Source organism: Vibrio zhanjiangensis, assembly GCF_030161235.1.
In the GTDB taxonomy this organism is placed as follows: Bacteria; Pseudomonadota; Gammaproteobacteria; order Enterobacterales; family Vibrionaceae; genus Vibrio; species Vibrio zhanjiangensis.
In genome coordinates, this window is the sequence record NZ_BSPW01000043.1 from 1 (window position 1) to 24,714 (window position 24,714).

Here is a 24,714-nt window from a genome sequence, read left to right on the forward strand (position 1 = left end):
CGACACATCACTCAGAACTGGCGTTAAAGGCAGTGAATATTCACGATTTGCATTACCACTGTTGCCCACACGGTCTGCATAGCCTTTGACAGATAAGGTTAATGACTCAAGACTCGTGTCTACATCCATTGGCACCGCCACTTGACCTGTCCATTCTTGACGCAGCTCATCACCCTCAGACCAAATCACGGCTGCATCACCCAAGGTTGACCCCAACGGCTGACTCACCGGCTCACTGAAGGTCACCTTCAATGCCACATCCTCACCCGCTGAGACTTGAGACTCCTGCCAATCAACAGCCGAAACCTGTGGTGGTTCAAAGTCCACCAATACCGGGATACCCTCATCATATTCCTTATCTGAGTAGTTGAACTCGGTTATTTCACGGCCCAGTGAATCGGTTACCTTTATGATTAAGCTTGACTGACCTTGACGTTCAGAGTTAATTCCAATCTCCGCCGGCCAGCTCGTACCGCTAAACTCACCTTCCAGTTCACTTCCGGCAACCATGACGCTGTAACTTTTCGCTGTAATTAAACTGCCTTCATTTTCGCTGTTAAGAGTAACGGAGAGTTTTTCGTCCTTCACAGCAAGTCTCTCTCCAACAAAATTGGTTTCTGGTGATAAGGTTAAGCTGATCTCAGGCAAAGTGAGATTGATCTTTTTACCCCAAGTTAAACTGCTTCTGCCAACCTTATCCTTCGCTGTTATGTCTACGGTTAATGGTTCAGGACCTAGGTCTGAGGCTTTCAATTCAAAATAAAGTGCTTCTCCATTACCTTGTTCTTGCTTGATGATGGGTGTTTCTATCCCCTTTACCTTGTAGGTAACTTCACTTAGTCCACTGGTTTGATCTGAAATATCGAGTGTAAACCTGATATTCTCACCACGCCTTTCGATGCTTTGTATACTGCCTATTGTTGGATCGTCTTTATCGACCCTCAGGTTGTTTACTGAACGTTCTCCTTTTAAGCCAAAGACATCTTTCACAGTGACTGTTAGATTAAATCGCTCGATGTTGTCAGGCACCTTAAACGTAAATCCTGTACACGTAGCATTATCACAATTTACATTCTGAAACGTGGCGTCATCGTATGAATTAGACGATGAATAAACTCTATCTCCAACTTTAACCTCGATTTCATCTATGCTTGAGTTCTCATCCAAGCTTGTCTTCAAAATAACCGTATATTCCTCACCACCATTAACTATTGTATCTTGACGTAATTCACTGGAGTTATCAGCGATATTAATAGAAACTTCAGGTGCTTTATTGGGAAGAACCAATTTGAGATTGTAAGGCTCTGCTTCGTTACCCGCATTGTCTACTAAGTTCGTAATTTGATAGTTCAAATTAGGGTCTATACCGCCAATAAAACTTGAGTAATTCCCTCCATAGGTGCATTTAAACTGGCCATTTTGATAACTTTGACATCCTGTCGGCTCAATCGGTTTGAGCCCGAGCCCCTGTTCTAATTTCGGCCATGTCCCAGCATTGATATTGACACCAGACATATTGTCTTTAAATGCTAACTTCATAAAGAACTGCTTTGGTGTATCACCCGATGCTGGGCCTATATTGTCTTTTGTAACAACATACTCTTCAGTGAAATCCGGAGTTGGCGGCTGCGAATCCAATTGTTTAAAGCTAAACAACTGCACGTTGGTCGCATCGTTTTGACCTAGTGTTTCTACAATGAGTACAGGGTTTTGGTTAAAATCTTCGTTAGACGTGATGCTACAGCGAGGAGCTTCACCTGAATTCAATATGATTGTTCCAGAGGTGTACATATCACGATCTTGAGGGGCCTCAGTCGATGTATAGTTTTCTCGGATCCAGCACTGAATTTGTTTGGGTTGCACATGATTTTCCACAGCAAACTCAGCGGAGAGCGTTTTTCCTGAAACATGACTTGAAAACGGTGTCGGCTTAGTAATCGAAAGCTCAACGCCTTGTCTTTGAACATGTAAGGTATGGTCCATTTCACTAAACATAGCACTTTGGTCCGATGTCACGTGGACCTTATTATAAGCTTTGATGTTTAGACTATATTCACCATCTTGCTGTAAGGTGAGTGTGGTTTACCACTTCTCCTCGTTATTGATCTCGAATTTCTGACGACTTTTACCACCGTTGTAATCAATTAATAACTCAACCTTCGCTATCCCACTGTTATCTTGGGCATCAAGAGTAATTTTTATGTCACCCGTTCGGGTTACTGCTTTTTCAACCTTTTGACCATTAGCGTAGAAAATATTTAAATTTGAAAGCTGGGGAGCGCTATTGCTTATTTTAAGAGGGAAGTGTTCTACACGCTCATTGCCCCTAATATCTTTCCCAGACACAAACAGCTTCATATCATCATCAGCGTGTACTGAAGGCAGTGTGATGTAGTAATTACCCTCTTCTTCCTTTACCTGTGTTTTATTGTTGTCTTGGTCATTGAACCAATATTGAAGACTACTTTTATCCACACCTGCAGACGTTATCACACCATTTCGGGCATAATCTTCGGCATTGACGGTAAATTTATAGCCCGATGAATAATAAGCATCCTCACCATAACCACCTAATTGCAACTTAGGCCCTTCTGTATCTAGGGTCACCGCTTGAGGTTTGGTTTTGGTAGAAAATCCATTATTATCAACAGCTTCTATAACAAACGTTACTTTGTTGTTACTATCAATTACGATATTTGGATCCCTACCTAACGAATATACAATTGTAAAACTTTCATTCCACCAGCCCGGATTATTACCGATCCAAGTTTTTAGCTCTACCAACTCTTCGTTAACCAACTGATATATATTAACTTCTTTTACACCCGATGGGTCTTTAGCTGATGCAAATTTGAAACTAAAGTTCTTGCCTATTACTTTGTCGCTTGTTGTTGTTTGATCTTCAATCCAAGGCTGGCTCTGCCTCAGCTCTGGCCCGGAGCCATCAAGGGTAAAGCTCAGTTCCTTTGGTTTACTGGTATTTCTCGGGTAGGCTGAGTCTGAAGCGGTGACTTTAAACTTATGCGTCTTCCCATCTCCTTCTTGCAGGTCATCCGCCACCAATTGCACTTTAATTTTGTCTTTTTCTCCCGTGATATAAGATTCTGTGCACTCACTCTTATTTGAAGAATCACATTTTTCAAGACGCTCAAATACATCGTTTGGTCTCTTGAGCTCAATTTTAACTTCATCTCCAGCAGCGCCATCTTGCCAATCAATTGGTGGTGTCCAGCTGGCATTTGCAGCAAGCACTAACGTCCCATCCAGATCTTCTACAACTGGCGGCGTTGAGTCGATAAGAATCTTAAATGGCTCAAACTTATCTAATTCTGTGACCTGTCCAAATTGGTCGACGGCTTTGACCTTTAGTGCCCATTCGCCATCATTGAGGTTTATTGCTTTTTCATCACAGTTATCTGAGCTACAAAGTTTCACTTTGAACTCTGACTCCGCAGATACACTGAATTTTTGATGTGTAAATTTTTCGATATCACCGGAGCTCACATTAGAAAATTGTACAAGACGCTGTTGTTTGTCATCGCCTACTTGATCTTCAATTTTGAATGTGAGTTCTGGGTATTGACTTCCTGCTGCACTTAAATAGACGTTTTCGTCGCCATCCTCGTTCGGCCTTTTTAGTATTACAACTGGTGGGGCTTTATCTAGGTGGTACTCTTTCGTTGCTTTGCCAGCATTACTTTTGTTATCCGTTGCATCGACTTCAACTTTGAATATTTTGATAGCACTGTACTGGCCTGAGCTTGTATCAAGCTCAAAAGAATATTTGCCCTGCTGGGTAGGATCTTTGACAATATTAAGAGTGTCAATCTTTATAAATTCTTCACTCGCTTCGTTTTCCTTGTAGAAAACTTTAATTTCAACCTTTCCAATTTCTGCTGGGTCCGTTGATGTTACTGTAAATACCATCTTATTGGCTGTAACATAGGTTTTATCAGCAACTGTGATTTCATGAACACCACTGTCGATAACAATTTGGGGAGGTTTGTTGTCAATACTTTTTAAGTTCTTCTGATCAATCACTTCTTTATTAAAAAACTTGGGGTTTGCTGTGGCTACTCTATCCGCATAAATAAGTGCTGCTTTTTTCTCAACAGTATAAGGTCGATTTCTTTTAGGGAGCGAAAGGTATTTGGATGTGAAATAGCCAAAAGAGTCCTCCCCTGACATCGCATAATAATAAAAGTTCGCTAAGTCTTTGGTATAGGTATCAGTAGAAAACTCATAATGCCCCAAAACAACGGTTTGAGTCTCTCCTTCGCTATCCAAACTACCATCAGCTTTACCATCAGAGCTGAGATCAGCATAGATTCTTTTAGCAAATTCAACAGAATTCACAACCTGTGCACTGGAGGCCATGGTCGCCATATTGGTTAATGATTCAACCAACAGTCTATGGCGCTGACTATTATTTAGACTACCAACCGTCTCATCTCTCTTTGACGCTTCTAGGTTGGTTTCATAAGGAGTTATGGTTGGATCAAAGCCAAAAAAGGAGTCGGTGCCCGCTAATGCTTGACTAACCTGCTTAAGAATATCCTCTGCGGTTGCCACATTTTTATCATTGCTCCTATTCCATTGATAATCAAATAGTCCCGAGTGATAGGAGGCTAACTCTGTGATATAAAAAGTTTTGTCGCTTGCGCCTTTAAAATAAACCGCAAAAGCCTCTGTGCCTAGATCTACTGTCGGTTTATCGGAATTTGACGTTCCCCAACCATAATAATGTGTGTTCTTAGCTTCATCGCTAAGTAGCCGTAAACGATAGATTTGAGACGCACTAGGGTTTTGGACTTCGATAACACAAGAAGCCACATCGGGTGAGCTTGGATCTGGTATGGTATCGCAAGTATCCCCTGTTGACACGAAGTTGTTATCTCCATCAAACACTTGCAAGTTCACACTGGCATTGATAAAAGGTGTAACCACCTTAATTTTCGGTAAGTTATAGGACAGCTTGTAGTATACTTCAGACTGTTCGGATGTATTTCCAGCTTCATCTCTAGCACTAATCACAAGCTTGTGCGCGCGGTTAGTACTCATCGATTTCATTACGTCTTTGGTAAATGGGATGTAATAGGTTAGATCGTCATTAACTACTGCGTAAGGTAATGCAGAGTTTCCTTCATCATCTATCGATGTCTCTAATGCTTCTCCATGCTTCTGCCAGTTCCCACCCTTTTGCTTAGTATAATGCGTTACTGAAAGTGTAATATCTTCCGCCTTTGACGCGAGGCCTGAACCTTGATCCCCTTCATCCGACACTGTGGCCGTAATATAGGGGATTTGACGAGTATTTGATGTCGGTCCACTTATAACCAGCTTTTCAGGTGTTATAGGTTTTAGTTCGGTAACGCCATTTTCAACATAATATTTATCAGCTTTAATCGCGTAGAGAACTCCATCTATGTTGTCGTTAGTAAACGTATATGCATCATATTTGTAGCCTGTTCTAACCTCTCGATCAATAACGAAATCAAGATCAACGCTTGGGTATCCAATTGATAAACTTGGTTTTTGTATATCTGTTTTGACAATTTTCGTTGCTTCACCAATATATTCATGTTTGTCCGCTGCTGTTACCTTGATTGTTGTCTTACCACTCTTAAACATCCCATTTTCGTATGTGTAAGCGAATATACACTTGTGCCGCCCTGTTGCCTGCTCATTATTGTCATCTTTTGTACAGTTTAGTGTCTCTTGCTCCGCACCCTTAATAAATACTTTAACTTGTGAAATATCACCAAACTCGTCTTCAACGCTTCCTTCTAAGTTATAGTCAGTGTTTGAACTGATGGTGTCAGCGGATGTGATAGTGACAATGGGTTTTTCGTTATCCCATTGAAAAGTAAATTCTTCTGTGGATTGATTAGCGGTTGTATTGGTATCTTCAACGGTAACGTATAGCTTAGCTTGGTTAACAATAGGGCGATGAAACTCTGATGTGTCGCGTTCAATATCATCCAATTGTTTGGTATATACAATGACCTTTATTTTGGTCTCGCGCTTTTTGGCATGGAACTCACTTTTGTCTAGCTCACAAAAGTCGTTTGACTCACTACAGTCAATCTCATGCCACTGTTCATCCAATTTATAGGCTAAGCGAGCACTTGCATTTTTTACTCCTATATTATCAGAGAGGTTAAATTCAATTGAGTCTTTGCCAAGTAATACTCTGGTTTCTGCTCTATCAATGCTGGGAGGAGTACTGTCTAAAGAAGTATCATCATCTTTTCCTTGCACCTGCTTACTGTAAACTGAAAAATCGGTTGTGATATCCAGTTCATTAGCCGCAATCATAATATGCTGAGCTAGTATTTCACTGTAGGTATCTGCGGTAACATTAGCAGGCCCAAATGTACTACTGGTGTCTAAGCCACTATACAAAAAGATGCCATCCATTTTGCCATCCGCCAGAGCATCTTCATATTGTACTCTGGCTAAATACGCTGATGTATAGGTATTGTCTGTGTCTACAAAATTGGAATCGGCTGCAACTTGTGACCTCAAAACGTCGCGAGCGTAAGAAGAATAAGCCGCAAGCAACAAACCATACTGATTTTGAACGCTATACCCACCTTCGATATCTACCCCTTGAGTCGCCTTGATAACGTCACTGGGCCGGACCGTTAGAGCATTAAATCCATAACGACTGGCTATTTCATCATTTGATGCGTTAATCGCCTGCTGGCTATCCATTCCTTGGCGAATCTTGTACTTTGCTAGACCAGCCGCAGCGTAAGTCAGAGGTGTTACCATCGCCGTTTGGTTGGCACCCTCTGCATAGTTGATAAGGCTCTGAAATTTTAAAGAACTCCCTTTGACCAGTTCTATTCTTTTGTTGCTAAAAGGGTCTTCATATAAGCCGCCTTCAACATCAATTAATACCGGCATCGACGCAGTTTTGACTGCAACACTGTATTGCCCATCGCTGGCTGTTGTAGCCTGTCCTAATAACCGCCCTACTTTACCGTTTTTATATTCCCATACCTTAACCGATGCGCCAGAGACAGGAGCATCAAATACGACACCTGAAATTGAACCTGTGGCTCTAGATGGAGGAGATGAATCTCCTTTACCACCACCACCACCGCCACATGCGGTAAGAATAAGAGATGCGAATAAAGCCAGATAAGTACAGTGTTTCATTTTTGTAGTCGATACCAATGACAATTTAAATTGTCACCGATTATATTTGGGAATTTTAATTTCTCAACATGGCAAAATGACAGGCAAAAAACACAATTTAACTGGCCATTTATACGTTATGAATATAGACCTAAGCTTTGTAACGACATATTGTATTACATTCTATTTAAAGCAACTTATTTAGCGAGATTATGATTAATGATTTATATTAATTTTTGTCTAGATTTTCATATTTAAACCTCTATCATTGGAAAAAAATTAAAATAGCACCCTTAATGCATTCAACGTCTATTCAGCAAAAAAGCTATAAAGATTGGCTGTCTTTTTGGCATTTGGCGCTCATTCCATTAGCATTGTGCGCCATTATCGAAGTGATTCCTTTTAATCACAGTAACACTGAACCCTTTGAGCAAGAGGAAGTGATACTGGAAGTACCAACGGACGCTAATGTCACGCAAGTTCCCCCGACTGCAATCGTCAAACCCACCATATTCAGTGGTTCGATTGGTTATTCTTTTTATGGTTCAGCTCTGGCATCAGGGGCATCGCCCGATACCATAGGGTATTTGAGCTCATTGGTATCGGGTAAATTTGATTTTATTCATTCGGTTTCTCGCCAAGGTCGATTCGCATTTATAATTGACCAACAAAACCAGCTCGAAGCATTTTTGTACCGTGACAATAAACAAATGTTTTATGTGTACAGTGATGACAAAGGCGCCCTTTTTAGCTCTGACGGTGAGCGGTTTTATAAAGATAAACTGCTTCTTTCCCCTGTTTCACGTCAGTTTAGGGTTAGCTCACAGTTTAACCCTTCTAGGCAACATCCTATCACTCATAAAGTTACACCTCATATGGGCACTGATTACGCAGTCCCAGTTGGCACACCGGTTGTGAGTATTTCATCTGGACGTGTTGTTGCCTCGCGTTATCATCCTCTAGCTGGCAATTATATTGTCATTCTTCACCCTGATGGTTTGCGAACGCGCTACTTACATTTGTCGAAACGTTTTGTGAGTCAAGGAGACAATGTTGTTCAAGGACAAACCGTTGGTGCAAGTGGTAACACAGGGCGCACAACCGGTGCACATCTGCATTTTGAACTTTGGAAAGACGGACGACCGATTGATTTTGAAAAGAAACGTATTTTTGCAGAAAAAGTGGCCGTGGAGCAGATCTCCAGCCAAACCGCAGACGCTAAAAACGCACTGGTATCACTTAATCAGCAAGTTAATGTTCAATAAACAATTAATCACATATGTAGATATTAAATATAGAAAATTAACTTTCCGAACTTTATCTCGTCTAAATTTTCTTAGTAGACCAAACAAACATTCATAAAAATAAATCACACCTAAATTATTCATTTTAATTATCACACAGACCTTAAAAATAACATCATCAGCAAAATCTTTGGAGCAGGGCTGAATATTTCACAACTTAATTTTACTCTTTGCCAAAATTTGGTTAGCGTCATTCCCAGGACTTAATTAGCTTTAAAAAATAAGCATGTTAGAGGTTAAAAGGAATGAACAGAAAAACCGCTTTAGCGTTAAGTATTCTATCTGCACTTTCATTAGGCAGTGCTCAAGCCATCGCTGGTAATGGGCAACAACTTGTTGACCAAGATGGAAATGTGTTGGTTGGTTATTGGCATAACTGGTGTGATGGTGGTGGTTATCAAGGGGGAAATGCTCCTTGCGTCGAACTTACTGACGTAGACCCACAATATAATGTGGTTAATGTATCTTTCATGAAGGTCTATGATGCAGCGACAGGTCATATTCCAACTTTTCAATTAGATCCCGACATAGGTATGTCTGAGGAAGAGTTTAAAGATCAGATAGCCCAGCTCAATGCACAAGGTAGAAGCGTACAGATTGCGCTCGGCGGTGCCGACGCGCATATTGAACTTCGTAAAGGAGACGAGCAAGCGCTTGCCAATGAAATCATTCGTCTAGTGGATACTTATGGTTTTGATGGGCTGGATATTGACTTGGAGCAAGCTGCGATTACCGCAGCAGATAATGCTACCGTGATACCTACCGCCCTCATCATAGTGAAAGAACACTATAGGTCTCAGGGGCAAAACTTTATGATCACCATGGCACCTGAGTTCCCATACCTGCGGTCAGGGGGGGCTTATACACCATATCTGTCGGCTCTTGACGGGTACTACGATTTTATCAACCCACAGTTTTATAACCAAGGCGGGGATGGCGTTTGGGTAGATGAAATAAACACTTGGGTCCCACAAAATTACGAAGATCAAGATGTATTCATCTATTACATTGCTGATAGCATTGTAAATGGGACTCGTGGCTATACTCAGATCCCACATGAAAAGCTGGTATTTGGCGTTCCGGCTAACCCAGATGCCGCAGCCAGTGGCTTTGTGACTGACCCTAATGATATGTACAAGTCCTTAGATAGCTTAAAAGATCAGGGGCAGCCATTGCGTGGCATTATGACTTGGTCAATCAATTGGGATATGGGAGCCAATAGCAGCGGCCAGCAATACAATGAGCAGTTTGTCAAAGACTACGGCCCTTATGTTCATGGCCAAACACCTCCCCCTACCGATGGCAAACCGTCTATTAGCGGTATTGGCGATGACCGTACCCCATTTGGTAGTAACTACGACAAAATGCAAGGCGTCTCTGCTTACGATTCCGAAGATGGCGATTTAACTGGCGATATCACAGTAACTGGTGAAGTCGATACCCATAGCGTTGGTGCCTACCCTCTGACCTACTCAGTGACAGATTCCGACAACAATACCACCGAAGAGATCAGGCAAGTTACCGTTTATAATACCGCCCCTGAAATCAACGGTATCAATAATGAAACGATATTGGTTCATTCAAACTTTGACCCTATGGAAGGCGTGAGTGCTACGGATGCAGAAGATGGTGATATTAATAATTCTGATATCCAGGTTTCCGGAGAAGTAAACACTAACGTTGTTGCCCAATATACGCTCACTTATCAAGTCACCGACGCGGCAGGTGAGACCACGGTTAGGGATCGCATCATTACCGTGACTGATGATGAAGCGGGGAGTGGAACTTGGGACCCAGAAGCTATTTACAACACGGGAGATCAGGTCTTGTACAAGGGTGTAAATTACACCGCCCAATGGTGGACACAAGGTGACGAACCGGGAACTAATGCTGTATGGCAAGCCGAGGATGATGGTCTCATTCACGAGTGGAGTTCAACACAGACCTACAATACCGATGATCTTGTGACTTATCATGGACAAACCTATCGTGCTAAATGGTGGTCACAAGGCAATGTACCTACTGATGGTGATCCTTGGACACTAAACTAGCCATGCTTGGACGCCAATACTAGTCTGATATCTTAAATAAAAAGAAGCGAGGTTTTAGGGGGAATATAACCATCGCTTCTTTGTCTATTCAATCCTATCTCAGACAAAAGTGGGTTCTAAGATATGAGTGATTGGCTCGTCGATTGGGTCAATTACTCTTGCTCAAACGTAATTTTGTTAACAATACTTAGCTCACTTTGATGGTAGCCGTATTGCTGAAGTAGTGGTTTAAGGTCGATGCTAAAATCTTGAACCCAAGGGATCATACGGCAGTCAATGAGTCGATCTTTAACGGCGACTTGAACGCTGTTGTCTGAGCTCATAGTGAACTCAACTTCTGTCGGTGCCGCGCAAGCAAAGCTGGCTTTTGAGCTCAATACACCATCAGCACTGATGCTAACGCCACCGTATAGTAGTTCATTTGGGCTGTATCTTTCTTCTGCAAGTGCGCTGTTTGAAGCAAATAATGTTAGAGCTAATGTTGATAAAATTAGTTTCTTCATTTCATTACCTATAATTATGTTTTAAAAGGCCATCAGGCGAATTCAAAATATTTAATTAGGCAATCGATTACAATAGTGAATAATTTATTCGGTGACATTTCCTCCAAACATAATGCACACAAATTACAGATGTGATAATAAATACAATAATCATTTACAAAACAATAAGTTATGATTTTTTAATATATCGTTAATCGTGGTTTTTTTTAATGTTTCAATCAGATTTGGACTAGTATCAAAATTTTCCAAAAAATGTATCACTGTATAATTTAAATAGCTTCAAAAAATAAATATTTTGATGTAACCATGTCAGCTTATTAACAATTTTTGTATCTATTTAAAATAATTATTAACCTTAATATCAACAAATGTCGTAAGTTCAGCTATGCTGTAATGACAAGGTGGTGTTGAAGCGGTCGTCGCTGCCCGGCGTTGAAAAACGAAAGCTTGGGACAGCATAAAACCTCTTAAAAAGAAGTCATAATTTGAGGCTGTTACTATGATGACAAACAAATTTTTCGCTCTACTTGCTGATTCAAAACAAGTTCAAAAGGCAAACAATCAAGATTCCGATTCTCTCAAGGAAAGAGAACGTCAAGCATTGGTCAAAGAAGCGCAGAGAAAGGGCGGGTTTTAAGGATTCATTCTCGCCAACAATCCAAGCGCCTTTAACTTTCGATAAACCGTATTGCGGCTCACTCCTAATTCGCGCGCTACCTTGCTGATGTTACCCTGATTGGCGTTATAAGCATCAATTAGGGTTTTATTCAGGGTGGTATTTAGATCTGTGCTTGGCAATTCACTGACAGGATACACCTTTTGCAAAGAGCGTTGCCACTGCTGTGGCAGGTGTTCAAAAACGATCTCAGCGCTGTCATTAGCCATTAATGTCGCCACCTTTAGCAAATTGTCGAGCTCACGTATATTGCCCGGCCACGAATAAGCCATAAGCTTTTTCATCACCTCTGGTGAGATTTTCTGCGCCTGCGTGCGATGTTTGGCATGAATTCGGTTAATTATTTGGGCCTTGTCTTTACGCTGGTTGAGCGCAGGAAGTACCACAGTCAAACCATTAAGGCGGTAATACAAATCTTGTCGAAAGCGCCCTTTGGCGATCAACTGCTCTAAATCTTGGTGTGTGGCCGAGATGACTTCTACATCGATACTGTAGGAGCGGGTTGAGCCTAAAGGTGTCACGAGCTTATCCTGCAATACCGATAGAAGGCGGCACTGTGCCTGCAGAGACATGTCACCAATTTCATCAAGAAAGAGAATCCCTTTGTCTGCTTGCCTAATTCGTCCACAGTAACCTTTGGGGTTTGCCCCCGTAAATGAACCGGGTGCATAACCAAATAATTCTGATTCAATCAAATCATCGGGTAGTGCTGCACAATTCACTGTCACTAACGGTTTATGGGAGAAACGACTGTGTTTATGGAGCGCCTTTACAAACTCCCCTTTCCCCACTCCCGTGTCACCTAAGATCAGTAAATGAATCCCAGATCCGACTATCTTTGTTGCGTAATTCCACGCCTGCCTAACTTCTGGATCGCCATAATGAAGGCTAGGTGAAGACTTAACAATGTATTGTTCTCTAACCAATGGTGACGCTAACCAAGAGTCCATCTGCACAATGTGTTGTTCCATATCTGTTCCATAACTGAACACAACTACTGCACCAAAATGACACAGTGAGCAATGCGATCATGCTTGTTTTTTCTCAGATTTCTTTGGGTCTCTGTCCCTGAGAGCAACGCTACTCTAGCTTCACACGATATCGACAACAAGCTTGCAACATTTGGCCTGTGATTTGCGTTGTGTTGCGTCGCAAATAATGCGTTCAAACAACGCACTTGAATAATAAATAAGGACATTTTTATGATTTATCCACAACCCAATAGCCCTGATTCTGTTATTAAATTCAAAACGCACTATGACAACTACATTGGAGGTGAGTGGGTTAAACCACAATCTGGCGAATATTTTGACAATATCTCCCCTGTCAATGGCCAAACCTATTGTCAGGTTGCTCGCTCGAATGAGGCAGATGTTGAGCTGGCACTCGATGCGGCTCATAAGGCTAAAAGTGCTTGGGCAACAACCAGTGTTAGTGCGCGTTCTAACTTACTACTCAAAATCGCTGATAGAATCGAGCAACACCTTGAGTTACTCGCGATTGCAGAAACTTGGGAGAATGGTAAGCCAATTCGTGAAACCCTCGCAGCAGACCTGCCCCTAGTGGTGGATCATTTTCGCTACTTTGCAGGATGTATTCGTGCTCAAGAAGGCAGCGCAGCTGAGCTTGATGCCAATACTGCAAGCTATCATTTTCCCGAGCCAGTCGGTGTCGTAGGTCAAATCATTCCATGGAATTTTCCGATGTTGATGGCGGCTTGGAAGCTGGCACCGGCTCTAGCCGCGGGTTGCTGCGTGGTTCTTAAACCTGCAGAACAAACTCCAACGTCGATTTTAGTATTGATGGAAGTGATAGGCGATCTTATTCCCGCAGGTGTCATCAATATCGTAAATGGTTACGGCAGGGAAGCGGGCCAAGCACTCGCGACCAGTCGCCGGATCGCAAAACTCGCCTTTACAGGTTCGACGGATGTGGGTCAGCATATCTTAAAATGTGCCGCAGATAGCCTGATCCCCTCAACCGTTGAGCTTGGTGGTAAGTCACCCAATATTTATTTCCCTGATATTTTTGACCATGAAGATGAGTATCTAGAGAAATGCATAGAGGGCACCCTGCTGGCATTTTTCAATCAGGGCGAGGTGTGTACTTGCCCATCGCGTGTTCTAGTACATGAATCTATCTATGATCGTTTCGTTGAAAAAGTCGCTCAACGTGCAAAAAGTATTGTCCAAGGTAACCCGCTTGATACTAATACTCAAGTTGGCGCACAAGCCTCCAAAGAGCAATTCGATAAGATATTGAGTTATCTCGATATCGGTCGACAAGAGGGGGCCAGAGTTGTGTTTGGCGGTGGCATAGCTCAGCAATCGGGAGAGATAGAGTCCGGCTACTACATTCAACCAACATTGCTCGAAGGTCATAATAAAATGCGCGTATTCCAAGAAGAAATTTTTGGACCTGTCATTGCCATCACCAAATTCAAAGATGAGCAACACGCCCTAGCCATCGCCAATGATACTGAGTATGGGCTTGGGGCTGGTGTGTGGACTCGTGATACCAACCTCGCCTATCGCATGGGCAGAAGAATTGAAGCTGGTCGTATCTGGATCAATTGCTACCACGCCTACCCTGCGCACGCGGCATTTGGCGGGTATAAAAAGTCAGGTATTGGCCGTGAGACTCACAAGATGATGCTGGATCATTATCAAAACACCAAAAATCTGCTGGTGAGTTATGATGTCAATCCAATGGGCTTTTTCTAAACTCTTCTAAGCGCCTTCGGGCGCTTTTTTAGTTATGTATTTCAAGTGCGATATCTCGCCAATCTTTTAACTCTTGTCGGTAATGGCGTGTTTGCTTGGGTGAGACTGAATTGATGATTTTCACCAAATACTGATGTGCCGTCGCTCTATTATGGTCAATCTTTTGCTGGAGAGCTTGTGCGTAAAAACTGGTTGGGTCAAACATCAATTGTTCAAAGTGGGGCACAAAATAGCGCTCATCCGAACGACGACTCAGTAAAGTGCTGATCTCAACCCTCATTTTGGTTTGGTGATCTATCCAGTCATAGGACGTCACGTAAAGTTCAGATGTCCATTCTGCAATCCACTGCTTTTGCTCTCGACTCAGCGGCCCTAACCAATCCTCAATATTTTCAGTGAGCTTTTTACCGTAATGGGCTCGAATTTCCTGCTCTGATAACTTTTGGTACTTCTTCTTGTAGCGAGTGTGGCGTACGCGAATGCTGTCCATTAATTCTTCAACTTGCTCATCAGAAAGCTGTTTGGCCAACAGCAAAATATCAGGTGCAAGGTGGTGCAGTAACCTTTGAGTATGAGCCTGAAGCTTAGTTTCTTGTTGCTGGATATCATCGAGCGTGAGGGTACTAGGATCAAGTTCGATCAGTTGATTCAAATGCTCAATGTAGTTGGGAAGCTCGTGTGCCTTGTGCCACGCGGTTAGACGTTCAAGCGTGTTGCTGATCAGGGTCTCTTGTTCATCCGTTAATTCAACAAAGTCATCGACGTACTCAATCACGATCCAATCGATGTTGTTATAAACAAACTTTGTCCCGCAGCCTACTAAAACAAGACTCAGTATGAGTATCACCCATTTTTTCATGACCTACCCCTCATGCTATACCATAAGTAGTATAGCGGCCTCCCTATCACATTGACTTACTCATATTGATACGAGCAAATTACGAGTTAGGCGCAAATTTATCGGCCACTTTTTGGCAGATATGAGCACCAATTGGGATAGCGGATGTTGCGGCTGGACTAGGCGCATTACACACATGCAAGCTGCGAGTGCTCTCAGCAAACAAAAAATCATGAACTAATGTTCCGTCTTGTAATACTGCTTGCGCCCGAATTCCCGCAGGATAGGGTTTTAAATCTTCAACCGTGAGAGAAGGACAGTATTTTTGAACTTGTTTAAGATAAGCCGGTTTCCACCAAGAATTAAATAATTCCTTAAGACCCGTCTTGCAATGCCGGCGTGTTACCCGCCAAAAGCCTTTAAATTTGAGCATTTGAATTGTATCGCGTGCGCTGAAATTCAGCTTCGAATAGCCTTCTCGTTTCCAACCTTGAACAGCATTTGGACCAACGGTCACACTACCATCTATCATTTTGGTCAGATGCACACCTAAAAATGGCAAGTCAGGATCAGGAACCGGATAGATCAAATGCTTCACTATCTGGTTGTGTTTTGTGTCCAGTCGGTAGTATTCCCCTCGATAAGGGACGATCTGAAAGTCAGTCTTAATCCCCAACATCGCGGTTAATCTATCTGCCATAAGGCCACTACAGGTAATCAAGTATCGGGTGTTGAGCTGCATCGTCTGACCTGCATGTGTGCAAGTCAGCTCAATTTCATGTTCAAATTCTTGCCCAGCAATCACCTGTGTCGATAAACCGATCTCACCACCTAGCTCGATGTAGTCCTTTATCATACCTAGGGTAACTTCTTGGTAATCAACAATGCTTGTTGTTTTCACATGAAGAGCACCAAGCCCATGAATCATCGGCTCAAGGAGCGTAAGCTGGTTTTGATCGAGCAGTTCAACATCAATATCATTTTGTTGGCAACGTTCAAAGAGTGCCTGCATTCTCTCAAGTTCAATCTTAGACGTAGCCACAATCAGCTTACCGCAATTCTCGACTTTGATGCCATGCCGATGGCAAAAATCCAGGGTATCTATGGCTCCTTGTTTGCAAAATTCAGCCTTAAGACTCTTGGGCGGATAGTAAACCCCAGCATGAATAACCCCGCTATTGTGCCCGGTTTGATGTTGAGCAAACTCGTGCTCTTTTTCTAGCAGCAAAATACGTTTGTTGGGGTATTTTTTCTTGAGTTGCCACGCTGTTGATGCTCCGATAATACCGCCACCAACGATAATGTAGTCATGCATGTTGCCCACTTCCTATTACTACGGCTATAGCCACCATTGTATGAGCTAAAAGCCGTCAATACGTGTATCGGGAGCACAATCGGTGCATGAGGTGAATGTCTGCGGGCTTTAAATGACTAAAATGTGATTTAAAACATTTTAGAATGGGCCAAAACAAAAAAGAGGAGCCTAAGCTCCTCTTTCTCTTAATCCTAATCACTCACTCTTCTTAAAGAGCAGCTTTCGCTTTTTCAACAAGTACTGTGAACGCAGATTTGTCGAATACCGCAATATCAGCAAGAATTTTACGGTCGATCTCGATAGATGCTTTCTTAAGACCGTTGATGAAACGGCTGTAAGATAGACCATTTTGACGAGATGCCGCATTAATACGTGCAATCCATAGTTGACGGAATTGACGTTTCTTAGTACGACGGTCACGGTAAGCGTATTGACCAGCTTTAGTAACTGCTTGGAAAGCTACGCGGTAAACACGTGAACGTGCACCGTAGTAACCTTTAGCTTGTTTTAGAACTTTCTTATGACGTGCACGAGCTTGTACACCACGTTTTACGCGAGGCATTATGCTTCTCCTAAACTAAACGATAATTAAACTAAAAAGAATTAAGCGTATGGCATCATACGAACAACAGCAGCCACTTCACATTTAGGAAGGATCGCGTTTGGACGTAGTTGACGCTTGTTCTTAGTAGTACGCTTAGTCAAGATATGACGTTTAGTCGCGTGCTTGTACTTAATACCACCAGCAGTTTTCTTGAAACGCTTAGCAGCACCTTTGTTGGTTTTCATCTTAGGCATGATGAATAACTCCGCATTGTAGTAGTTTAATAAACATGTAATCAGGGCGAATAAAACCCTGTCACTGGTGCCTCATTAGGAGGAAGTGGCAGGGTTTATTACTTGTAAGCCGTTAATTACTTCTTCTTAGGGGCAAGCACCATAATCATCTGACGGCCTTCAATCCTCTTAGGGAAAGATTCGACAACAGCCAATTCGACCGTGTCTTCCTTAAGACGATTTAGAACATCAACACCGATATCTTGGTGTGCCATTTCTCGGCCACGGAAGCGAATCGTTACTTTCACTTTGTTGCCTTCTTCTAGGAAACGCGTCAGGTTGCGTAGTTTTACCTGATAGTCTCCTATATCAGTTCCAGGACGGAATTTTACTTCCTTAATCTGGATCTGCTTTTGCTTCTTCTTCTGCTCTTTAGCAGCTTTGCTCTTCTCAAAGAGGAATTTACCATAGTCCATCACACGACAGACAGGTGGCTCAGCATTTGGACTGATTTCTACAAGGTCCATACCAGCTTCTTCAGCTGCAGCAACCGCTTCTTGGATCGAGACGATACCAACTGATTCACCGTCAGCGCCTGTGAGTCGAACCTCACGTACGCCTCGGATTTCACCGTTTAAACGGTGAGCATTTTGTTTGGCCGGTTGTTGGCCGCGTTTTCCGCCTTTAATAGCTTATTCCTCCAGATTGAGCTTACGGCTTGAGATCTCATCTTGGATATAGGAAACAAAATCATCCACTTTAAATTTACCGAGATCTTTACCTTTACGAGTACGCACTGCTATCTCTCCGGCTTCCATTTCTTGGTCACCACAAACCAGCATATACGGTACACGCTTTAAAGTATGTTCGCGGATTTTAAAGCCAATCTTCTCATTTCTCAAGTCTGCTTTAGCTCTAATTCCACATTTTTGTAGTTTTTGGGCCACTTCCTGAGCATAATTTGACTGTTTATCAGTAATATTCATGATTACTGCTTGCTCTGGTGATAGCCATGTTGGGAAGAAACCGAAGTATTCTTCAATTAAAATTCCGATGAATCTTTCTAATGAACCCAAGATCGCACGGTGAATCATCACAGGTACTTGGCGCTCATTATTTTCATCAACGTACGTCGCACCCAGACGACTTGGAAGGTTGAAGTCAAGCTGAACGGTACCACATTGCCATGCGCGATCTAAACAATCGTGTAAGGTAAACTCAATTTTAGGCCCGTAGAATGCACCCTCGCCTTCTTGGATCTCATATGGAATGTCCATCGCTTCCAAAGACTTTTGTAGTGCTTTCTCAGATTCATCCCAAATTTCATCTGAACCCACTCGTTTTTCAGGGCGAGTTGACAGCTTAACTGCGATATTTTCAAAGCCAAATGTCTGGTAAGTATCATATACCATCTTGATACATGAAGTCACTTCCTCTTGAATCTGACTTTCGGTACAGAAGATATGTGCATCATCCTGAGTAAAGCCTCGCACACGCATGATGCCATGCAATGCTCCTGATGGCTCATTACGGTGGCATGAACCAAACTCTGCCATTCTTAGTGGCAGGTCACGGTATGACTTAAGGCCTTGGTTAAAGATTTGTACATGACCTGGGCAGTTCATCGGTTTGAGTGCGTAATCACGGTTCTCTGAAGCGGTCGTAAACATGGCTTCGGAATATTTGTCCCAATGACCAGAACGCTCCCAAAGCACGCGGTCCATAATAAGAGGACCTTTTACTTCTTGGTAACCGTATTCTGTTAGCTTTTCGCGGACAAACACTTCTAAATCGCGGAAAATCGACCAACCATTATGGTGCCAGAACACCATACCTGGCGCTTCTTGCTGCATGTGGAATAAGTCAAGCTGCTTACCAATTTTACGGTGGTCGCGCTTAGCCGCTTCTTCCAAACGCGTTAAGTGGGCTTTTAATGCTTTCTTATCGTGAAAGGCTGTACCATAGATACGCTGCAACATTTTATTGTCGCTATTGCCTCGCCAATACGCACCCGCTACGTTTAACAACGTAAAGTGTTGACAGAAACCCATGTGTGGAACGTGAGGACCACGGCACATATCGACATATTCTTCATGATGATATAAGCCCGGACGATCGTCACGCGCGACGTTTTCATCCAGTATTTCCATCTTGTATGTTTCTCGACGCGTTTCAAACGCGTCTCGTGCTTCCTGCCAGCTGACTTTTTTCTTGATAACTGGATACTTAGTTTTGGCTAGCTCTTGCATACGCTTTTCAATCTTATCTAGATCTTCTTGCGTCAAAGAGTGCTCTAAGTCGATATCATAATAGAAACCGTTATCAATAGTTGGTCCAATCGCCATTTTTGCTTCAGGATAAAGCTGCTTAATCGCGTGTCCCAAAAGATGCGCACACGAGTGGCGAACGATTTCAAGACCATCCACTTCGTCTTTTACCGTAATAATTTCAAGGCTTGCATCTTGCTCAATAAGATCGCATGCATCAACGCGATTGCCATCAACACGGCCAGCAATGGTTGCTTTCGCAAGACCTGGACCAATGGATTGCGCGACATCAAGAGTAGAGACTGGGTTGTCGAATTGACGCTGACTGCCGTCAGGAAGAGTAATAATTGGCATTTAACTGTCCTTTACAGTGGTGTTGCACACCAAGCAACACTTGATTCATTTAGTTTTCTTTATGTAACAGTTAGTTAGTTCAAGAAAAGTTTGAATAAAAATTTTGGTTCACTTTTAGGAACAAATACAGATGAACCTCTCAATGAACCAAGCATCAATTCTAATGTATCCGGTATGAAAAATACACTGATAAAAGCACTCTATCTTAGGTAAATTGCGATTGTTTATGCTTAACAGCGTACAGTATGTGAGTCTTCAATGCCTAAACATAAGAAGTCTTGGGATTGTCACCGTATTCATTACTCGCCTCATCACCTTCCTGTGCTGCAAATATGAGTAAAATAATCATACCAAGCAACGGGATTAATCCGATTAGAAGCCACCAACCCGACCGTCCAGTGTCATGCAGTCGACGAACCGAAACAGCAAGACTTGGAATAAAAATCGCTAGGCTGTATATAACACCTAGAGCAACACTGCCCAATAGCCCATCGACAAATCCAGCAACAATCGAAAAAATGAAGTTGAATAAGACAAACATCCAATATTCTTGCCTTCTTGCTCTACCATGAAAAACGGCATATTTTTTTAATACCGCTAAGTACCAATCCATTTTTTTTCCTCTGCATCAAGTAAATTAAGTGCTATTAGTAACACACCTCAACCCTAATGACATTACTCAGATCTGAGATTCATCCCATTTATGTTTCCGTTATCGACAAAGTTTGCCAGCCTCAAATACAGTGGGTCGAAACGTACTCGGCGTGGTGACTTGGATAACTTATCCAATTTGAGTAGCCGTCGGGTTTCTTTTTCTCTCGCAGAGCTAGCCTGTGGTATATCATCAAATCGTCGAACCGCATCTCTAAAATCAGGGTCAGTCATTATATCTTTGTTATACAAGCCACGACGTTTAGCCGACTGACTGAAGAGGGCGATATTCTCTTGTGATATGTTGAGTTTTTCTAAGCACACCTTGGCTTCTATCTCAAGTAATTCAGGGCTTCTTTGCATGCTAGATACTGTGGTTGCACCTGCAGCGATGCCATACAGTAGAACCAACTTGAAAATTTGATAAAATTCATTGTCTTTAATACTGTCCGATAGGCAGTCTTCGACGAGAACGATAATCTCTCCGGTCAAGGTTAATATAGTGATACCTTCAAGGGTTTGCATGACGGTTGCCGTTTTATCATTGCTTTTATAAAAATTCTTGAGTCTCCTAAAAAGATTGATTTTGTCTCCGACAGGGACACCATAACGGTTTATAACATTTTGCATGTCAACAGTTTGCTTGTTTATCCTTGGCAAACCATCTCCCTTTTGAGCCAGAAGTTTGGTAATAGCCGGCATTTTAGGACGTTTTTTAGCAACATGAATGACTTCCTCGACGGCGTCATCAGAATAGCTTTCGATGCTCTGCCTTGCTTTTGCTAATTCGCCTCCTTGTAACTGTATCGATGCCCTTTTAAGTAGAAGCCTTTTGATGGTTTTTGCCGTCAGCTGCGCTCCAGCGCCACCCAGCACTTCCCCGCCTATCGAACCAAGTGTCTTGACGATAATGCCTTGCATCAGTTTTTCTTTTTTGACAGGGTCGTCCTCGACCCCTAGCAGACCAATATCCAAGGCAGTATCTGTGATGAATGTGGTCGCAATTCCTGCAATGATTCCCGCTGACAACCCCGGAAACATCACTGCCAATACAGAAGCAATAGTATAGCCTCCAATTCGCAGCGGAGTACGCCACCATTCGATGGTATCTTTCCACCACTCCTCACTATATGACACGACTTCATCATCCCATTCTGTCTTATAATAACGTTCGATATCATCAAGAACCATGTTTGCAAATCGACTTTTAGCGTCAGATGTAAAGGTCTTTTGCTCCGCTTCTTCTCTTGACTCCCTCCAAGTCGAGCTTTTGTGAAGTCTTAGCAAAGAGATAAATTGATTCATTCCCGCTTTAAAGTTAACAGCGCCGATATAACTATTTACTTCACCGTCATCAGCGATATGAGCTCTAAAAAAGTCCTCATATGATTTATGCTGATTTCTAAGTTGGAAGATGTCATTAAGATTGCTAATATCTTGCGCTGTAGGACTTTCAAAACCAAATGCCACTCTCATACAGTAGCAAGCAACCCGCCGTAACGCCTTATCGAGAACCTTCATAGGTATATCGTCACCCAGAACGTTTAACGCCTGTGAGTAACTTGCTAGGTCTCCTATTGCGTTCAACCACCCGGTATCAACAAAAGGTATGCTTTTTATTTCCTGTCTATTTTTTGAGTAAAATCCATCGGCAAACACAGCTTTGAAGCCCTTTGAGCCATATAACTCAAGCTTTTCGATAAATTCCCTAGGAATCGGGATAACCATGGACAGCCGCAAATTGACCAATAGTCCCTCTGTCGTTTGGGATTCTTCTTCTGCTACATTGATAAAAATCAGATCCGGATTTGATACCTGCTCCTTCCCAACATATTGCGCGGTTCCTAGGCTCGCTTTTCTTGTTCCATTAGAAAACTCCCTTAACCAACGCCGGATCTCGTTTTTTTGGGCATCGTCTAATGCTTTTGTCCCCGCCGATATCTCCATCAGTTCTAACATTTTCAAATGATCATTCGTTTTACTAATAAGTGAGGCTCTATTGTTGGCAAGAACATCATTAATTTTTTGTGCGTATTTTTCTTCCAGCCCTAACGCTAATATGTTGTCAATTACGGGCTGTTGTTCATGTCTATAGGGGAAAAAAACTCCATTGTAATGCCTGCGGGCCAAGTCCCCAGCTGCAAGGCGTTTCTTTCTTGGCAAAATAATCCCTGTTGTCGCTTGCTCAGAATAAACGCCTAATGCCTGTTGTCCATCAGGGAAGACAAATAGGCTTCTAAGCAATCCATCAACCTCGGCGGATTGACCTTTTTGCAGCGTGACAGTGTCTTCTGCAAATTGATAAAGCCTATCCGTTTGCCTTACATAGACAAAAACTGTCCCCTCTATTCCCCTATAACAGTATGTTCTAATGACTCTTGTTGTATCATCTGTATTCAGCGATTTTCCAACGATATACATAAATATCTCATCAAAATCATTTTCTTTAATTGGCACGTTTGGATACATAGCAGCCATTTTGAATCCAAAAGCACTTATATCATCAGACCAAGCTCTGTTCTTAGTAAGCTGAGGCGTCATATCCGCCGTCCGATGAAAATAGTTTGGTATTTCTTCATAGCCCTGAAAACGGTCGTCGGGCTTAACTGGCGGATTGAGTGCCGAAAGAGCGGAAGTAATGAAATGAGAACGACTCAGCTCGGTATCAAAATGTCTCGGGCTTGAACACTGCGCAAATGCCGATAAAGAAACCGTAGGATAATCGATTTGTGAATATAACTTTTCAAATAGCCCTTTTTCGAAGCCTCCTGCGTGGACAAGAACAGCGTAAGCATCTCTCAAATGATAAGTGGGCTCGACTTGGTCATTGTTCATCAAGACCATATCTCTCGTCCAAATATCACCTTGATTTAACCGCGCCATGCTCTCCAGTAGATCATCGAACATATTGCCAACCTTGTTGAGCCTTTCGTCTATGTCCAATTCTTGCCTTTCTATCTCCTCATCAAGTTCAGTAAAGAACTTAACCATCACATCCTCTTCTCCCTCATCAATGCTAGGTAGAGAAATAAAGGGCGAAATCGAGGATTTGGCAATGATATAATCGACAAAGGTTGCCCACTTACTGTGGTTAACTTTGGCCTGTTCACTTAACAGCCGATCATCTCCCCATGATAATTTCCGGTCAATTGAGGAAACCACAGACTCTTCAAATGAAGTCAAATCCTGATCATTGTTTATTTTATATAAATCCCTAAATCTCCTTCCCAAAGCCAATTCTTCTGCATTATCAAACTTAAAATTGTCCCTTTCTACGATCATTAAGGCTTTTCTTTCTTCCAGCTCCGCTAGTGCTTTTTGGTATAGGTCCCTATCATCCGACATCAGAGTTTTAAACCGAGCCGTTATCGCCAATATTTTTTTATTCACTACGTCTATTTCAGAATCAAGCAAGACCACTATCGCATCAAGAAATATTTTTATTTTATAGTTAACGTCTACTTCTATTTCTGATGTATTGAAGGATAAATATAAAAGTTCTTCTTTCAATTGATTCACTGCAGCGATTGAACTTAGTGGCGAAGAAATGATTTCTTGATTAATTTTTTCTTCTTGTAGCAAAATCAGTTCACTGGTTAATTTGTTACGAGCTTGTATTGCCTCCTGCCGCTTCCGCCATTCATTATTTTCCGCTTCTACATTTCCTAGGCTTTCATAACGCTCAAAGTCATCATCTTTATCTGCTATTGTGAGGTTTATTCGAGAAATTAATTCTATTTTTTGTGAGATTCTCTCATCAAGTGATAAAGGAGGCTGAACAATACTCAGAGGTATGGTCTGTTCGGGCTCATCTATATGTTCGACTGCTAGGCTACTTGGCCCAATTTCTGATTCACTTTGTTCGACAAGACCATTCCATGAAGCTGTGAGAGGGGTGACCGTATGCGTTAGATCAAGCTCAGCAGGTAGAACAGCATCATGGACGTCGATAGGCACATCCGAACTTTGTAAAGGAGCATGTATTATTTCCTTGACCATAATTTTGAATCTCTCAAAAAGTAACATGTCATTACAGTCTATCTACATGAAAAGTAGTAATATTGTAAATAACAAGTGATGTACAAAATTTCGCTAAAAATTAGGGAATA

At 42.2% G+C, this 24,714-nt stretch carries 16 protein-coding genes; 4 read left to right on the forward strand and 12 right to left on the reverse strand.

Going from position 1 to position 24,714, the window contains the following annotated elements; translation table 11 throughout:
• Positions 1–2,016: hypothetical protein (locus tag QQK21_RS11170; RefSeq protein WP_284192274.1), on the reverse strand; the 2,016-nt coding region annotated here is incomplete at its 3' end.
• 66 nt (positions 2,017–2,082) lie between these two features.
• Entirely contained in the window at positions 2,083–7,167 is a 5,085-nt protein-coding gene (locus tag QQK21_RS11175; RefSeq protein WP_284192275.1) for a hypothetical protein, read from the reverse strand.
• Positions 7,168–7,442: 275 nt separating this feature from the next.
• Here QQK21_RS11175 and QQK21_RS11180 point away from each other — a divergent pair, with 275 nt between their 5' ends.
• Both QQK21_RS11180 and QQK21_RS11185 read left to right on the forward strand, forming a co-directional pair.
• Positions 7,443–8,411: a peptidoglycan DD-metalloendopeptidase family protein gene (locus QQK21_RS11180; RefSeq protein ID WP_284192276.1), complete on the forward strand. Its 969-nt coding sequence runs from the start codon at positions 7,443–7,445 to the stop codon at positions 8,409–8,411.
• A gap of 284 nt (positions 8,412–8,695) precedes the next feature.
• Positions 8,696–10,501 carry an immunoglobulin-like domain-containing protein gene (locus QQK21_RS11185; RefSeq protein WP_284192277.1) on the forward strand — a complete coding sequence of 602 codons (1,806 nt, stop codon included), beginning with the start codon at positions 8,696–8,698 and terminating at the stop codon, positions 10,499–10,501.
• A gap of 152 nt (positions 10,502–10,653) precedes the next feature.
• Here QQK21_RS11185 and QQK21_RS11190 read toward each other — a convergent pair whose 3' ends face one another.
• Positions 10,654–11,004, reverse strand: coding sequence for a hypothetical protein (locus tag QQK21_RS11190; protein WP_284192278.1), 351 nt, complete (start codon positions 11,002–11,004; stop codon positions 10,654–10,656).
• A 499-nt stretch (positions 11,005–11,503) separates the two neighbouring features.
• Here QQK21_RS11190 and QQK21_RS11195 point away from each other — a divergent pair, with 499 nt between their 5' ends.
• A complete protein-coding gene (locus tag QQK21_RS11195) occupies positions 11,504–11,641 on the forward strand; it encodes a hypothetical protein (protein WP_284192279.1) in 138 nt (45 codons plus the stop codon).
• Here QQK21_RS11195 and QQK21_RS11200 read toward each other — a convergent pair.
• The gene (locus QQK21_RS11200; protein ID WP_431313110.1) at positions 11,638–12,651 is read right to left on the reverse strand and encodes a sigma-54-dependent Fis family transcriptional regulator; all 1,014 of its coding nucleotides are present in this window, start codon (positions 12,649–12,651) and stop codon (positions 11,638–11,640) included. The genes QQK21_RS11195 and QQK21_RS11200 overlap by 4 nt on opposite strands.
• A gap of 231 nt (positions 12,652–12,882) precedes the next feature.
• On the opposite strand from QQK21_RS11200, the gene exaC reads away from it, so the two are divergent.
• The gene (gene exaC, locus QQK21_RS11205; protein WP_284192280.1) at positions 12,883–14,403 is read left to right on the forward strand and encodes an acetaldehyde dehydrogenase ExaC; all 1,521 of its coding nucleotides are present in this window, start codon (positions 12,883–12,885) and stop codon (positions 14,401–14,403) included.
• A 28-nt stretch (positions 14,404–14,431) separates the two neighbouring features.
• On the opposite strand, the gene QQK21_RS11210 is transcribed toward exaC, so the two are convergent.
• The 8 genes from QQK21_RS11210 to QQK21_RS11245 all read right to left on the reverse strand — a co-directional run bounded on the left by QQK21_RS11210 (position 14,432) and on the right by QQK21_RS11245 (position 24,604).
• A complete protein-coding gene (locus QQK21_RS11210; protein ID WP_284192281.1) occupies positions 14,432–15,262 on the reverse strand; it encodes a DUF6279 family lipoprotein in 831 nt (276 codons plus the stop codon).
• 79 nt (positions 15,263–15,341) lie between these two features.
• Positions 15,342–16,556, reverse strand: a complete 1,215-nt coding sequence (gene lhgO, locus QQK21_RS11215) for an L-2-hydroxyglutarate oxidase (RefSeq protein ID WP_431313111.1) — start codon at positions 16,554–16,556, stop codon at positions 15,342–15,344.
• 208 nt (positions 16,557–16,764) lie between these two features.
• Positions 16,765–17,118 carry a 50S ribosomal protein L20 gene (gene rplT / locus QQK21_RS11220; RefSeq protein ID WP_284192283.1) on the reverse strand — a complete coding sequence of 118 codons (354 nt, stop codon included), beginning with the start codon at positions 17,116–17,118 and terminating at the stop codon, positions 16,765–16,767.
• A 41-nt stretch (positions 17,119–17,159) separates the two neighbouring features.
• Positions 17,160–17,354: a 50S ribosomal protein L35 gene (gene rpmI, locus QQK21_RS11225; protein WP_004401085.1), complete on the reverse strand. Its 195-nt coding sequence runs from the start codon at positions 17,352–17,354 to the stop codon at positions 17,160–17,162.
• 116 nt (positions 17,355–17,470) lie between these two features.
• Positions 17,471–18,022, reverse strand: a complete 552-nt coding sequence (gene infC / locus QQK21_RS11230; RefSeq protein ID WP_284192327.1) for a translation initiation factor IF-3 — start codon at positions 18,020–18,022, stop codon at positions 17,471–17,473.
• A 3-nt stretch (positions 18,023–18,025) separates the two neighbouring features.
• Positions 18,026–19,954: a threonine--tRNA ligase gene (gene thrS / locus QQK21_RS11235; protein WP_284192284.1), complete on the reverse strand. Its 1,929-nt coding sequence runs from the start codon at positions 19,952–19,954 to the stop codon at positions 18,026–18,028.
• Positions 19,955–20,216: 262 nt separating this feature from the next.
• A complete protein-coding gene (locus QQK21_RS11240) occupies positions 20,217–20,567 on the reverse strand; it encodes a DUF805 domain-containing protein (protein ID WP_284192285.1) in 351 nt (116 codons plus the stop codon).
• A gap of 62 nt (positions 20,568–20,629) precedes the next feature.
• Positions 20,630–24,604 (reverse strand): hypothetical protein, encoded by a 3,975-nt coding sequence (locus tag QQK21_RS11245; protein ID WP_284192286.1) that lies wholly within the window; start codon positions 24,602–24,604, stop codon positions 20,630–20,632.
• Positions 24,605–24,714: the final 110 nt, after the last annotated feature.